A 13,981-nucleotide genomic window follows, 5' to 3' on the forward strand; every position below is an offset into this window, starting at 1 on the left:
GGAAGCGCCCTTAATCGACCTCAGTGGCCCAGACCATGCCCGGCATGTTTGTTCTCGATCAGTTCGATCTTGTAACCGTCCGGGTCTTCAACAAAGGCGATCACCGTGGTGCCACCTTTTACCGGTCCGGCTTCGCGAGTAACCTTGCCACCGGCGTTGCGGATGCTGTCACAGGTTGCGGCGACATCGTCGACGCCCAGCGCCAAATGACCAAACGCGCTGCCCATTTCGTAGCTGTCGGTGCCCCAGTTATAGGTCAGTTCAATCACCGCACCTTCGCTTTCATCGGTATAGCCCACAAACGCCAGCGAGTATTTGTATTCCGGGTTCTCGCTGGTACGCAGCAAGCGCATGCCTAATACCTTGGTATAAAAGTCGATGGAACGTTGCAGGTCACCGACGCGGATCATGGTATGGAGTAAGCGCATAATTCCTCTGATTGGATGTGCCGTTGCCAATGGCGGATGGATTGAAGCGAAATTCAGTATAGCGTTGCCGCATAAGGGATTTCAATGTATGCCGGGGCGGGAGCGGGAGAGTTGGAGTGACATTGTCACCTTATTAATGGCAATCGCACAGTATGTGCCCTATGGTTGATGGAAATAGGTACTATACCCCCCGCAAGGAACAGCAGGGTCGGATAGCGATCCAGACTCAGGCGGATGGCCTCAATTTATACATTTGGATCTGGTTAATATGTTTTTTTGTTTTTTCCCGTGCGGAATGATGGCTACTGCCGAAGGAGATCATCAATGGACGAAATGCTGATTCTGGTGGATGCCGAAGATAATTCCGTGGGGTCACAAACCAAAACGCTGGTGCACCAGCAGGGATTACTGCACCGGGCGTTTTCAATTTTTATTTTTGACAGCCAGGGCCGACTGCTGCTGCAACAGCGGGCTTTCAGTAAATACCATTCTGCCGGGTTGTGGACCAACACCTGCTGCGGTCACCCGCGTTGGGGTGAAGCGACGCAGGCGGCCGCACAGCGGCGGTTACAGGAAGAGATGGGCTTTTGCACTGAGCTACTGAAGGTATCGAGTTTTACCTACCGCGCGGAAGTGCCAGGCGATTTAATTGAGCACGAATTTGATCATATTTACGTGGGCTTGTTTGACGGTGAACCGCAAGAGGATCCTGAAGAAGCCCACAGCTGGTTGTGGGTCGATATTCGGCAATTAACCCAGGAGCTAAAAAATGACCCTGATAAATTTACCGTTTGGTTTCGCAGCATAATGAATAATATCGACGCCGCTGAGATTGACCGTTGGAGACAGTTGGTCTCCCGTTAAATTGCCCCCGAACCGATAAACGACAAAAGCCCGCCGGCATTCGCATACCGGCGGGCGTTCTTATTTTGTTTGTCGCATTCTTACAGCGTCGGGTAGTCGGTGTAACCCTCAGCACCGCCGCCATAGAAGGTTTCTGGCTGAGGTTCGTTTAGCGCAGCATTTTGCTTCAAGCGCTCTACCAGATCTGGGTTGGCGATATAGCTACGACCGAAGGCCACCGCATCGATAAAGCCTTTGTTGATCAGCTCTTCTGCTTTCTCGGCGGTATAAGCGCCGGCACCGACGATGACGCCTTTAAAGTGGGCGCGCACCGAGTCACGGAAGGCGTCAGAATAAGGCTTGCCGCCGGCCCAGTCGGGCTCGGAAATGTGCAGGAAAGCGATATTGCGCTTGTTCAGCTCTTCCACCAGATACAGCGCCGCTTCTTCCTGATCTTCCCCGTTATCCAGGCCGTTGAACGGACCCAGCGGTGAAATACGGATGCCAATGTGTTCTGAACCCCATTCGGCGATGCTTGCGTCAACCACTTCCAAAGTCAGGCGAGTGCGGTTTTCGATGCTACCGCCGTATTGGTCGATACGTTGGTTAGACGCCGGCGACATAAACTGGTGCAGCAGATAGCCGTGCGCCGCGTGCAGTTCGATAAAATCAAAGCCGGCTTCACGCGCGTTGGCGGTGGCCTGACGGAAATCATTAATGATCCCCGGGATCTCTTCGGTTTCCAGCGCTCGTGGGGTAGAGGTCGGCACTCGTACCCAGGCACCGGTTTCGTCACGTACGGTGGTGCGGGTGTCGGCATTGATCGCAGAAGGGGCCACCGGTGCCTGCTGGCCCGGTTGCAGGCTGTTGTGGGAAATACGGCCCACGTGCCACAGTTGAACGGCGATATGGCCATTCTTATCGTGTACCGCCTGGGTGATTTTTTTCCACGCGGCGATCTGCTCTGGGGTGTGCAGCCCCGGAGCGCCGGCATAGCCTTTCGCCTGGAAAGAAATCTGAGTGGCTTCAGTGACGATCAGGCCGGCACTGGCGCGCTGAGCATAATATTCGCCCATTAACGGAGTAGGGATATCGCCGGGCTCAATGCTGCGCAGCCGCGTCAGTGGGGCCATAAACACGCGGTTTGGCAGGGTGACAGCGCCAACCTTCAACGGGGAGAACAGCTTTTCAATCTTCATAGTGCATCCTATATTAATAGACCGGTCGACTAGTAATGAGATAAAACCGCCCCGCAGGGCAAGTTTCGATAAAATCAGGGTGTTTCGTTTAAGGTTGCGGTGGACGCAACAGCAATTCAATACTTTCCAGCGCGCTGGTCAACGGAGCGACCGAACGGCGGATTTTGGCACGCAGCGAAGCGCCAAGCCACAGCGAATACAGCGTTTCTGCTGTTGCTGCCGGGCTCATGGCAATCGACAGGGCGCCTTCACGGATACCGCGTTCAATCGCATCCTGCAGGTGAGCAATCACCCGGGCGGTTCCGGTTTCCAACGCATGCCGCATTGGCTCTGACAAATCACTCACCTCGGCGGAAAGCTTCACCGCCAGGCAGGCATTGTGGCATTCGCTACGGCAGTGGTAGCTGATTGCCTGGGCGTAATAGCTCAGCAACTGATGACGCGCATCGCTCTTATCGTCGGCAAACAGCTGTTTCATTTCCGCATCGTAATGCTCGAAATAACGCTGCAGCATCGCTTCTCCAAAGGCTTCCTTCGAACGGAAGTAGTGGTAGAACGAGCCTTTCGGCACCCCGGCCGTGTTCAACAGCTCGCTTAAGCCCATCCCGGTAAAACCAAGGCGCAGGCTGAGCGTCTCGCCGGTGGCGAGCAAATGTTCACGGGTGTCTGTCGGGCAATGCGCATGTTTAGTCATAATGGTTGTCAGCATAATAGACCGATCGGTCTAGGTCAAGAGCAATAAAAAAAACCGGCGTTAGGACGCCGGTTGCGATGAAAGGTATTTTGCCCGAGCAGGGTGAAGAAGTTAAGTCTTTATGCCCCGCTGCGGCAGCGTTGCAGGATGTCCAACTGCGGCTGATACTCGCGAGTTTGCACGTTCAACATACCGAGCATGGTATGGAACAGGTTGTCCTGCGACACCTCGTCTTTTTCCGCCAGGGTGTTCAGGCACTGACGATCAACTTTGAAGTTGCGCTCATAGTCCGCAGACATCCACATCAGGAAGGGCACGTGGGTCTGCTGGCTTGGGGCGAAGACATAGGGCGTGCCGTGCAGGTACATGCCGTTTTCACCCAATGATTCGCCGTGGTCGGAAAGGTACACCAGCGCCGTGTTGAACTTGTCGCTGTACTGCTGCAGCAGCTTGATGGTGTCGTCGAGCATGGCATCGGTATACAGCAGAGAGTTGTCATAGGTATTGACCAACTGCTCGTGGGTGCAATCCTGAATCTGATTGCTGTCGCAGGTCGGCGAGAACTTCTGGAACTCTGGCGTACTGCGGCGGTAATAGGCCGGCCCGTGGCTGCCCATCTGATGCAGTACGATCACGCCGTCGTCTTTCAGGCTGTTGATGTAGTCGTTCAGCTTGTACAGCAACACATTATCCATGCACACATCACCGTCGCAATCCTGCGGCAGTTTCAGCTTGGTCATGTCTACGTGCGGTACGCGATCGCAGGCACCTTTGCAGCCACCGTCATTTTCACGCCACAGCACGTTAACACCGGCATGGGCCAGTACGTCTAGTACGCCTTCCTGATGCGTAGCCAGAGTCGCATCGTAATCCTTGCGCGGCATGTTGGAGAACATGCAGGGGACGGATATGGCGGTTTCGGTGCCACAGGAGCTGGCGTTTTTAAAGTAGGTCACATTGTCTTGTTTCAGGCGCGGGTTGGTTTCGCGGCCATAGCCTCCGAGCGAGAAATTCTCGGCGCGCGCCGTTTCGCCCACCACCAGGATCACCAGGGTTTTCTTTTGCTGTGAGGCTATCAGCGGTCCTTTGCGAGCATCTTCACCGATTTTCACCAGCGGCAGGTTACGGGTGAAGTACCGTTGCTGGGTAAACTTGATGGTGCCGGCGACAAAGTTAGAAGGCGTCAGCATTTTCACTACGCTTTTGTTATTGCGGATCAGCGAAGCGTAGTCCTTATAAAACAGCGCGGCGATAATCAGGATCACCACCACGGAAAGCATCACGTTGGCGGCTCGCAGCCCGGCCATGTACCACCAGGGGCGGGTTTTCCGGATCTCGGTGAAGCAGACCACCACCGCCGGAACAATACCGAGCAACACCAGCCACAGCCCCATGCGAGGTGTCAGCAGTGCCGTGGCCTCCTGCGGGTTGGTCTCGAAGGCGTTCTGCATCATGTTGCCGTCGATGACCACGCCATAGCTGAACATAAAGTAGTTGGCGGCCGCGCTGCCGAGCAGGAAGAAAATCATCAGCGGTTTGCGCAGGAAGGGCACGGTCAGCACGCTGAAGATGATATTCAACGCGCAAAAAATCACGACCGGCATGGTGGCCGCGAAAATAACGCTGTGGACGTTATCGAAGCTGATATACGACCAGGCCTTATGAAGGAATAACGCGTTCTGGAACAGAGTGAAGAACAAGGCGCTGGCGAGGATAAAACCCAGGCTGTTGCACTGTAAGCGTTGACGTAACCACATTGCCAAATCTAAGTCCTGCTATTAAGTAATGCGCTGAAATTTACAGGATGAAACTTAAGAAAACCTTAGAGATTCAGAATGGTGGCGGAGTCGTTCAGTTTTGGTTTAGAAATAAGGTCGCCAGACCGGGGGTCGGTCTGGCGATGCGATCAGTAAGCGGCGGTAAATTGCGCTTTGATAAACTGCGGCTTTTCAATTTCGTCGATGATGGCGACCGACAGATCTTCCACCGAGATACCGGCTGGCGCCTGGCCGTTCATCAACAGCTGGGTGGTGCCGAGGCGGAACTGGCCGGTGCGCTTGCCGGGCTCCAGTAGGGCGGCTGGCGACAAATAGGTCCAGTCGAGGGACGAGTCGTTGCGCAGTTTGTTGCGTAAATCACGCACTGCACGAGCACCTGGACGGATATTTTCCGGGAATTCCGGCGTGTCTACCAATTCAACGCCCGGCGCGACCTCCAGACTGCCGGCACCTCCCACCACCAACAGGCGTTTAACACCGGCTTTTTTAACCGCGTCCAGGATTTGCTGTGCGCCCCGGCTGGTTTTTTCGTAGAGGTTATCTTCCGCCCAGCCTGGGTTATAAGCGCTGATCACCGCGTCCTGCCCGGACAGCTGTTTCGCCAGCCATTCGGTATCGGCGACGTCGCCCAAAGCTATGCTCAGGTTGGCGTTCTCCGGCAGGTCTTTTTGCTGACGGGCAATCGCCGTAACTTGCAGTCCACGCGCCAGCGCTTCGTCCAGCACGCGGCGGCCTACAAAACCTGTTGCTCCAATAATGGCTACTTTCATCTGTTTGCTCCTGTCAGGAAGGGATTCAATGTTATCTCTCTGCTCAGGCTGACCTGAGCGGCTATAGACACTGTAGTACTTAACAATCGAGCTGATTAGTGCCATATTCATGCTTTCTTGATTAAGTAAAACTTCATAATCATGGATAAATTGAATCGAATGGCGGTATTCGCCACCGTAGTGGCGGAAGGTTCGCTGGCCGGTGCCGCACGGCGGCTGGGCATGACGCCGTCGGCGGTCAGTCAGCATATGCGGTCGCTGGAGAAAACGCTGGGGGTGCCGTTGTTGCATCGGTCCACGCGGCGCCTGGCCCTCACCGAGGCAGGGGCGGCCTTCTATCCCGGCTGTGAAGCCATGCTGTTTCAGGCGCAACAGGCGGAACAGCGTCTGGCGGAACTGCGCGATACGCTGGTGGGGGAATTGCGCATCGCGACGACCATCGGTATCGGTGGTCGCCCGTTGGCGGAGGCGCTGGCGCCGCTGTTGCAGGCTCACCCCAAACTGACGCTGAAGGTGCTGGCAGACGACCGGATCGTCGATATGATCGATCAGCGTATCGATATCGCACTGCGGGTGAATCGCCAACTGGCGGATGCCAATATGATCGCCCACCCGCTGGCCGAGTGGCCAATGGTGCTGTGTGCCGCTCCTCGCTATCTCAGCCAGCATGGTGTGCCGGAGACACCGCAAGACCTGGTGCAACACCGGTGGATCTCGGGGGTTTTCAGCGGCGCGTATCTGGAGCTGCACCACCAGAGCGGCCAGCAGCTTAAATTGCGTCTGTCGGAAGGGCAAATCGTCAGCGACAACATGACCGTAATACGCGCGTTTACCCGCAGCGGTCTGGGGATCTCGAGTCAGCCTTTATACGAAATTGAAGATGAACTGCAACGCGGCGAGCTGATTCAACTGATGCCAGAATGGCGCCCGGTAGCGTCGCGGCTGCATGCGATGACGCTCGAACGGGCAATGCCGGAGAAAAATCGTCAGGCGCTACGTTACTTACGCGACTATTTTCGGCGCCATACCGAAAAGTCACTTGCCAGCGGCGCCAATGGCGTCTTCAATTAGCAAGAGACAGCAGGAGGACGCGTGCCGCAGCAGCTTGAGTTTTTTGACATCCCCAGCCCCTGTCGTGGCATCTGTCAGGCCGACGATCGAGGTTTTTGCCGTGGCTGCTTGCGCAGCCGCGAGGAACGTTTTGGCTGGATGCAAATGAGCGATGCGCAAAAGCGGGACGTATTGCGTCTGTGCCACCAACGCTTCCTGCGTCTGCAGCGAGCCAACAAACAGCCTGAAGAACCGCAACCCGAACAGCCGTCGCTATTTTGACCGGTAGCCGATCCGCCGCACGTTAGCGCGGCTTTCCCCTTTCCACGTCGTTATCCGCTTGTGTATGCTGGCATCAAACACTGTCATGAGGTTTCAATAATGGTAAACCGTATTCAACTCGCGCCGCAGGGGCCTGAATTTTCCCGCATGATTTGCGGATACTGGCGTTTGATGGAGTGGGGCATGTCGCCACAACAGCTGTTGGCGTTCATTGAGCAGCATATCGAGCTGGGCGTGACCACTGCCGATCACGCGGATATTTACGGCGGCTATGCCTGCGAACAGGCTTTTGGCGAAGCGATGCGTTTGAAGCCGTCATTGCGCCAGTCGATGGAGCTGGTGTCCAAATGCGGTATCGCCACTACGGCCAAACCGGGCAACGCCATCGGCCATTACATCACCGACCGCGAACATATCGTTTACAGCGCGGAACGTTCGTTGGCACATCTTCATACCGACTATCTTGACCTGTTGTTGATCCACCGCCCGGATCCGCTGATGGATGCCGATGAGGTCGCCGAGGCCTTTGTGTCTCTGCACCAAAGTGGCAAAGTGCGCCACTTCGGTGTTTCCAACTTCACACCGGCGCAATTTACGTTGCTGCAATCGCGGCTGCCATTCTCGTTGGTGACCAATCAACTGGAGATTTCACCGATTCACCAGCCGAGTATCCTGGATGGATCGCTGGATCAGTGCCAGCAGTTGCGCATCAAGCCGATGGCCTGGTCTTGTCTGGGGGGCGGACGTCTGTTCAGCGACGCCGAGTTCCAGCCGCTGCGCGATGAGTTGCAGGCGGTGGCGAAGGAAATAGGGGCCGACACTATCGAACAGGTGGTCTACGCCTGGGTGATGCGACTGCCGTCGGCACCGTTGCCGATTATCGGCTCCGGCAAGATTGAACGCGTGCGTTCGGCATTGAAGGCGCAGCAATTGACGCTGGATCGTCAACAGTGGTTCCGTATCCGCAAAGCAGCGCTGGGTTACGACGTACCTTAAGCGGCACGATAAAACGGGCAGCCTCGGCCGCCCGTTTTTAACGTTAATGCCCCGGTGTTCAGGCCAGTACCACTTGGCCGTCCGACAGGCTATCGAATCCGATCCCAACTAAAGTGACCGTATTGCCGCCAAAGTTAAACACCAGGTTGTCGTTCACCTCGGAAACAAAATCGCGATAATTACCGCCCGAGCTGCTGCCTTCGGTACCGATAAACACCAGCTTATCCTGCGCCTGATAACCGTAAATCAGATCCTGACCGAAGTCGCCGCTGAACAGGAAGGTATTGCTGCCACCCTGGCTGTGCATAACGTCGTTACCCGCGCCGCCGACGAACACGTCATTGCCTTTGCCGCCAAACAGCTGGTCATTTCCCTCCAAACCGAAGAGCCAGGAGCCGGACTCTTTAGCAGTCAGAACGTCATCGGCCGCGGTGCCGTTTGCCGAACTGGCATAGGCGGTCAGCCCCTTGGTGGAAAGCAAGCCGTTGTCGGTCACCTGGTGATCAACCTCTTTGGTGAAAATCAACAGTGACGACTCTTTGCTTTTCAGCGTGCCGATCGAGTTAGCCAGGGTGATGCCACCGTCAGCATCGCGCAAATAGAGCGTATTGCCGTCGTACGCGACCTCGGTGTTTTTCAATGCATGCTGCAAATCCAGGGTGTTATGGCCTTCACCGCCGGAAATAATATTAAAACCGCCATCGTCACGGAATGTGTCATTGCCGGCACGGCCCTCGAGATAATCATTTCCAGTGCCGCCCTTGATAAGGTCATTGCCGTCGCTGCCGACAATAAAGGTTGGGCCGCTGTGTTGCTCGGCGTTGCGGTTGAGGTCTTCCACCCAGGTATTGCCGCGGGTGACGTCAGAAAGGTTGGAAACGATCACCGTCGAGTCTTTGCTGGTCAGCGAGTAGAACTCTGAATTCAATACCCGCATCAACCCGTCCTGATAAAAGAACGGCAGGTGAGATAACCAGGTTGGAATATTGAGGATCGAGAAGAGCAGAATATTCCAGGCGGCGGAGGCATAGTGGTCGTTGAAATTAACGATGTTGTTGGTGGCGGAGTCTTGCGGTGCGTCATGTACGCCCAGCGTTGCAGAGGTGCGCGTTGTACCGTCCAACGCGCGGAATACCGGGTCATTTTCGTAACCGACGTTAATCACTTTGCCGCCGGTTTCGTATTGGGTAGGAGAAGCAAAGGCGACATAGTTGGACTGCGCATAGAAGCCCCCCCAATTGCCGTCGCTGAGCGCCGCCATGCTGTTCACGGCCAGGCCGCCGAGGCTATGGCCACTGATGGTAATGTCATCCCCACTCAGCCCGTGCGCCTGGGCGAACTTGGCCACATCCCCCAGCAGGGTGCCGAAGGCTTTCAGACTGTAGTTATCGGCATAGCCATTCGGGCCGAAACCGGCCAGCAGGTCATTGACCAAATCGCCGATGGTATCGGTGATCAGAGATTCGCGCGGGCCGCTGGTGCCGCGAAAAGCAATGCCGATGCCGGTGAGATTACCCTCGCTGTCGTATTTTCCCAGCACTTCAGCCTGTGCCGTGGTGTAGCCGAACGTTTCACCGTAATAGGTGCCGCGGGCATCCGTTTTGCCCTGATAGCCTAGTTGGTCTGCGCTTATCAATGACCAGCCAGCGTTATTTACCGCTGCCAGCGCCGCTTGTTCCGAGTCGGGATTCCAGGGAATACCGGGTAGGCCACCCTGAGATTGCGTGCTGCCTATCAGCGCGGTCACCAGCGTGAAGGGCAAGCCCAGGCCAAAACCGGAGCTGTGATAGCCCTCGTCAAAACCATTATCGATATTGTGATAGGCGTAGGTGGAAATCGCCATGGCGTCGGTAAATAACGTTTTGGATTTCGCCTCATCGAGACCTTGATAATTAAAGATTCCCATATCAGTTCCTTATGAATTTGCTGCATTGCCGGGTTAATCTTTGGGTAGCTGTTGCAGCGAGTGTAGGTGAACAGAGTACGCCAAATGCCAGCTGGTCAGAGGACTGACATCGGTAGAATTATTATTAGTACTAATTATTGAGAATGCGAATTTGATCGACAAAATTGTGTGTGTTTTGAGCGGTGACGCCGCACATTCCCCTATACTTGAACACTCACAGAGACTTCAAGGAGATTGATTGATGAAACATTATTGGTATGCGGCCTTCGGTCTGATGGCCTGCGGAGTCGCTCAGGCGGCAACCGTGGATGTTGACATGAATCTGGTGACCGGACAGGGAATTGGTCAGGATATTGGCAAGGTGACGATCAGCGAAACCCCTTATGGGTTGTTGTTTACACCGCAACTTAAAGCCTTACCGGCCGGTGTGCACGGCTTTCACGTTCATGAGAACGGCAGCTGCGAACCAGGCATGAAGGACGGCAAGGCCGTCGCGGCGTTGGCGGCCGGCGGACATCTTGACCCGCAAAAAACCGGTAAGCACCTTGGACCGTATGCCGACGGTCATTTGGGCGATTTGCCGGCCATTTACGTGACCGACGACGGCATGGCCAGCTATCCGGTACTGGCACCTCGGCTGAAGAAAATCAGTGAAATCAGCGGCAAGGCACTGATGGTGCACGCCGGTGGCGATAATCACTCCGATCATCCCAAACCCCTGGGTGGCGGAGGCGAACGCTTCGCCTGCGGCGTGATTAAGTCATAACATCAGTTAGCGGGCGGTGGATGTCGCCGCTGCGCTATCAACAGGGGCAATCGCCTGCTGTAGCTGCTGCAGCGAACAGTAAAGCCGCCAAATCAAACCTGCCAGATCGCGCGCCGCCTGTTCAGGGTGGTGCGCCAGAGTATTGCTCATTCGCTGCAGTTCTTGCAGGCTGGCGTCCAGCGAACGGTGCTGCACGCCTTTCTCCGTCATGATACCCCGCAGGCAGTGAATACAGACGTCTCGCACCGCGGAGAGTGGATCGGATCGGGTTTGCCAGTCACGCAGTTGCCAAACGATATGGCTGCAATTGAGCAGCACCACGCCCCAGCGCAATAACCAGCTGCGCGCTTCTTGATCCTGACTTTGATTCAGTTGGCTGATGCGGTGGTAAATCAACGATTCAAACTGGCTCTCGCTTTGCTGCGGCTTTTTGCTTAGCTGATCGATAAAGTCGCGCCGCAGAGCGCGGATAATGCGCCGGCTTTTGCGCTTGTCCGAGCTGGGCCGCAAGATCTGGAATGCCAGACCCGCCAGCAATACCCCGACAATTTTGCCGATGCTGTCATTGATAAAGGACTGGTAATCGTAGCTCGGTGGATTGGTGACGGAGAGAAAAGAGCCCATAAATACGATCAGTTGGCCCCAGAGTGCTGCGTAGGAGGGGTGTTGCAGCTTGAACATCTGCATTGTCACCAGCACCGGGAACAGAAAGGCGCAGAACAGCCAAAAATCATCAATTTGAATCATCAGGCCAAATTTCACAACAAAGCAGGCTATCGACAGCAAAAGCACCGCTTTCAGCAGGGTGGTGATGCTGCTGATGGGGGACGGCGTGGAAGAGTAGAGCACGCAGCTGATGGCGATCAGCGTCAGGGCCGAGCTGCCTGCGTCCCATTGGGTGTTAATCCAGTAAGCGCAACCGATGACAATGCATAAAAAGGTGCGCAGGCCGTTATAGGCTGCTTCGTAGCTGTCGGTGTGGCGAGCCAAAGAGGTCGCTCGGGGCGGCTGGATATTGCTGACCGGCGTGGCGCTTTCCAGGCGCTGCAACCAGCGACTGGCGCCCAGATACAGCCAACAGAAATGGCGCAGACGCAGCCAGAAGGCGCGATGGCGGTAATCAGCAGGATCTTGCGGCGCGATTTGCTGCAAAAGACGCGCCAAACGGTACTTGTCAGTCTCGGGGTTACGCAGTTCGGTCAGCAGTTGATCCAGCACGCTGGCCAGGTTGGCCGGGCGGTCCGGCCAGTTCAGCAGCATGCGGCGCAGGCTTGAGATCACGCTGGTGATGCGTAGCTGCTGGTGCAGCATATAGTTAAGCAGATTATTCTGTCGACGCAGCCGGTAGTGGCTCCAGAAGGCCTGTATACGCAGCAGGTTCATGGTCAGGATTTGGCCGATAACCCCTTCGTGCGAGGTACGCATCTGCACGGTGATTTCCGGCTGCCAAAGCATCGCGGCATGTTCCAATAACCGCAGGTGCATGCGCCGCAGCGAGGTTAACAAGGCTTCGCCGTCAGAGGTGCTGGGCAGGATCATCATCATCAAACCGCCGCACAGAATACCGGTGATGACCTCACAAACGCGCGCCTGGGCAATATCAAAGATCTGTTGAGTGTCCGTCACGTTGACGGTGCTGAAGGCGATGATGGCGGCGGTGTAGCCCGCCAGCGCAAAGGCGTAGGAAACGTTGTTCTGATAGTGGTTTGAAATGTAAGTGCACAGGCCGATCCAGGCGGCGATAAACAGCGTGAACAGCCAGGGATCGTTCAGGCAGTGCCCGGCGATGGCCACCGATGCCGCCGCGCCGACCAGGCTGCCGAAAACCCGGCCGATGCTTTTGCTGATCACGCCGCCGACGGTGGGGAAGCTGACTACCGCTGCCGATGTCAGCGCCCAGTAAGGCTCGTCAAGATTGAGAACGAACGCGACCCAGAGCGACAGGCACATCGCCAGCGAATTGCGCAGTGCATAACGCCATTGTCCGCCGGTGGCTTTTCCCCAAGGGGTGCGTTTCCATTCCAAAAAAGGCAGGTTCACACGTTAGCCTTACTGATGAATCGAGATGGTGCAGGTGGTGCCCGCGACCAAGGGTAAATCAGCCGGGACATTCAGCAGTTTTATCCGTACCGGCACGCGTTGTGCCAAACGAACCCAGGGCACGTTAGGTTTTACGTCCATTAATAAATCGCTGCTGCTTTCGACGCTTTGATCGTAAATGGCGCGGCCGATACTCTCAACTTCGCCCTGAAGCGGAATGTTGCCATTATATAAAACGATGTCCGCTTTATTGCCTTCTTTTATATGTTTTAGCTTGGTTTCTTCAAAATAACCGAGCACATAAAACGAGTGCACATCAACCAGCGCAACCAGCGGTGAGCCAACGCTGGCGTAGTTACCCACGCGCGTTTGTAAATTGGTGATATAGCCATCGGTAGGGGCATAAATTTTAGTTTTACTTAAATTCCATTTTGCCTGTTCCAGATTAGCTTGCGCGGCTTTATACGCGGCTTTCATTGCCTGTGCCGCTAAATTCGATTCGTCCATATCTTCCGCTGAAATAACATTTTGCGGCAGACCACGGCGCCGAGCCGCCTCATGATCGGCCTTGGCCAGGTCAGACTGCGCTTTTGCTAACGCGGCCTCAGCATTGTCGAGCGCAATCTGGTATGGCACCGGGTCGATCGTAAAAATCAGACTTCCCGCAGGTATGAACTGATTGTCATGAACGGTTATTTTCTCTAATCTTCCAGAAACTTCTGGTGTGATATTGACGAGTTCGGCGCGCACCTTTCCATCGCGGGTCCAGGGGGATTGCATATAGTAATTCCATAACCACCAACCGGCACAGATGGCAATGGCGCAGACGATTACCGTAGAAAAATATTTTAATGTTTTATGCGTCATCAGTTACCAACTTGCTAAAAGCCACAGGGAGCCGCTGACGGCGATGACGAAAATAGACAAATCCATCAGCATGGGATGCCAAATTTCGCCGGAATAAATCCAGTCACGCAACAGGTGGTGTACCAGTAGCCATAAAATCAGGCCGAGCAAAACAGCCTTAAATAGGGGCGGAAAATAAAGCGAGGCGCCCAGCACCAAATCGGGTAGCGGGGACGAGGCATGAAGCCATGAAGTATTCACATTAACAATCCCAGTGAGTGAATATGTTGAGCGGTTGCATAGAGAATAAACAATAACTGATCAAAATGGTGGCTATTTCCACAATATACATTATATACATTTGTGTTTTTAATGTGAGTTAC

The 13,981-nt window shown here is 55.0% G+C and carries 14 protein-coding genes; 5 read left to right on the forward strand and 9 right to left on the reverse strand.

Translation table 11 applies throughout. The features are described 5' to 3' along the window. Positions 1 to 20 precede the first annotated feature (20 nt). Positions 21 to 428, reverse strand: coding sequence for a lactoylglutathione lyase (gene gloA / locus LQ945_RS24630; RefSeq protein WP_041414525.1), 408 nt, complete (start codon positions 426 to 428; stop codon positions 21 to 23). 324 nt (positions 429 to 752) lie between these two features. Here gloA and idi point away from each other — a divergent pair, with 324 nt between their 5' ends. Further along, on the forward strand, positions 753 to 1,292 hold the full coding sequence (gene idi, locus LQ945_RS24635; protein ID WP_262242479.1) for an isopentenyl-diphosphate Delta-isomerase: 540 nt from the start codon (positions 753 to 755) through the stop codon (positions 1,290 to 1,292). Between the two features lie 80 nt (positions 1,293 to 1,372). Here the strand turns inward: idi and LQ945_RS24640 are convergent, their stop codons facing one another. The 4 genes from LQ945_RS24640 to LQ945_RS24655 all read right to left on the reverse strand — a co-directional run bounded on the left by LQ945_RS24640 (position 1,373) and on the right by LQ945_RS24655 (position 5,712). Continuing rightward, positions 1,373 to 2,470: an alkene reductase gene (locus tag LQ945_RS24640; protein WP_270101954.1), complete on the reverse strand. Its 1,098-nt coding sequence runs from the start codon at positions 2,468 to 2,470 to the stop codon at positions 1,373 to 1,375. Positions 2,471 to 2,558: 88 nt separating this feature from the next. After that, the gene (locus tag LQ945_RS24645) at positions 2,559 to 3,179 is read right to left on the reverse strand and encodes a TetR/AcrR family transcriptional regulator (RefSeq protein ID WP_044550621.1); all 621 of its coding nucleotides are present in this window, start codon (positions 3,177 to 3,179) and stop codon (positions 2,559 to 2,561) included. A gap of 104 nt (positions 3,180 to 3,283) precedes the next feature. Then, a complete protein-coding gene (eptA, locus tag LQ945_RS24650; RefSeq protein ID WP_044550622.1) occupies positions 3,284 to 4,921 on the reverse strand; it encodes a phosphoethanolamine transferase EptA in 1,638 nt (545 codons plus the stop codon). A gap of 149 nt (positions 4,922 to 5,070) precedes the next feature. Then, a complete protein-coding gene (locus LQ945_RS24655; protein WP_270101955.1) occupies positions 5,071 to 5,712 on the reverse strand; it encodes an NAD(P)-dependent oxidoreductase in 642 nt (213 codons plus the stop codon). A gap of 141 nt (positions 5,713 to 5,853) precedes the next feature. On the opposite strand from LQ945_RS24655, the gene LQ945_RS24660 reads away from it, so the two are divergent. The 3 genes from LQ945_RS24660 to LQ945_RS24670 all read left to right on the forward strand — a co-directional run bounded on the left by LQ945_RS24660 (position 5,854) and on the right by LQ945_RS24670 (position 8,040). After that, a complete protein-coding gene (locus tag LQ945_RS24660; RefSeq protein ID WP_270101956.1) occupies positions 5,854 to 6,783 on the forward strand; it encodes a LysR substrate-binding domain-containing protein in 930 nt (309 codons plus the stop codon). Positions 6,784 to 6,804: 21 nt separating this feature from the next. After that, on the forward strand, positions 6,805 to 7,044 hold the full coding sequence (locus tag LQ945_RS24665) for a DUF1289 domain-containing protein (RefSeq protein WP_044550629.1): 240 nt from the start codon (positions 6,805 to 6,807) through the stop codon (positions 7,042 to 7,044). Between the two features lie 99 nt (positions 7,045 to 7,143). After that, complete coding sequence (locus LQ945_RS24670) at positions 7,144 to 8,040, forward strand: aldo/keto reductase (RefSeq protein ID WP_270101957.1); 897 nt, start codon at positions 7,144 to 7,146, stop codon at positions 8,038 to 8,040. 58 nt (positions 8,041 to 8,098) lie between these two features. On the opposite strand, the gene LQ945_RS24675 is transcribed toward LQ945_RS24670, so the two are convergent. Beyond that, positions 8,099 to 9,946 carry a polyurethanase gene (locus LQ945_RS24675; RefSeq protein WP_270101958.1) on the reverse strand — a complete coding sequence of 616 codons (1,848 nt, stop codon included), beginning with the start codon at positions 9,944 to 9,946 and terminating at the stop codon, positions 8,099 to 8,101. A gap of 241 nt (positions 9,947 to 10,187) precedes the next feature. Between LQ945_RS24675 and sodC the strand changes: the two genes are divergently transcribed. Further along, positions 10,188 to 10,712 carry a superoxide dismutase family protein gene (sodC, locus tag LQ945_RS24680; RefSeq protein ID WP_044550636.1) on the forward strand — a complete coding sequence of 175 codons (525 nt, stop codon included), beginning with the start codon at positions 10,188 to 10,190 and terminating at the stop codon, positions 10,710 to 10,712. Between the two features lie 6 nt (positions 10,713 to 10,718). Here sodC and LQ945_RS24685 read toward each other — a convergent pair whose 3' ends face one another. The 3 genes from LQ945_RS24685 to LQ945_RS24695 are packed head-to-tail and all read right to left on the reverse strand — an operon-like array spanning position 10,719 to position 13,859. Then, a complete protein-coding gene (locus LQ945_RS24685; RefSeq protein ID WP_270101959.1) occupies positions 10,719 to 12,752 on the reverse strand; it encodes an FUSC family protein in 2,034 nt (677 codons plus the stop codon). A gap of 9 nt (positions 12,753 to 12,761) precedes the next feature. Next, positions 12,762 to 13,619, reverse strand: coding sequence for an HlyD family secretion protein (locus LQ945_RS24690; RefSeq protein WP_262242472.1), 858 nt, complete (start codon positions 13,617 to 13,619; stop codon positions 12,762 to 12,764). A gap of 3 nt (positions 13,620 to 13,622) precedes the next feature. Then, positions 13,623 to 13,859, reverse strand: coding sequence for a DUF1656 domain-containing protein (locus LQ945_RS24695; RefSeq protein ID WP_104410897.1), 237 nt, complete (start codon positions 13,857 to 13,859; stop codon positions 13,623 to 13,625). Between the last annotated feature and the right edge of the window lie 122 nt (positions 13,860 to 13,981).

It is taken from the genome of Serratia liquefaciens, from assembly GCF_027594825.1.
Lineage (GTDB): Bacteria > Pseudomonadota > Gammaproteobacteria > Enterobacterales > Enterobacteriaceae > Serratia > Serratia liquefaciens_A.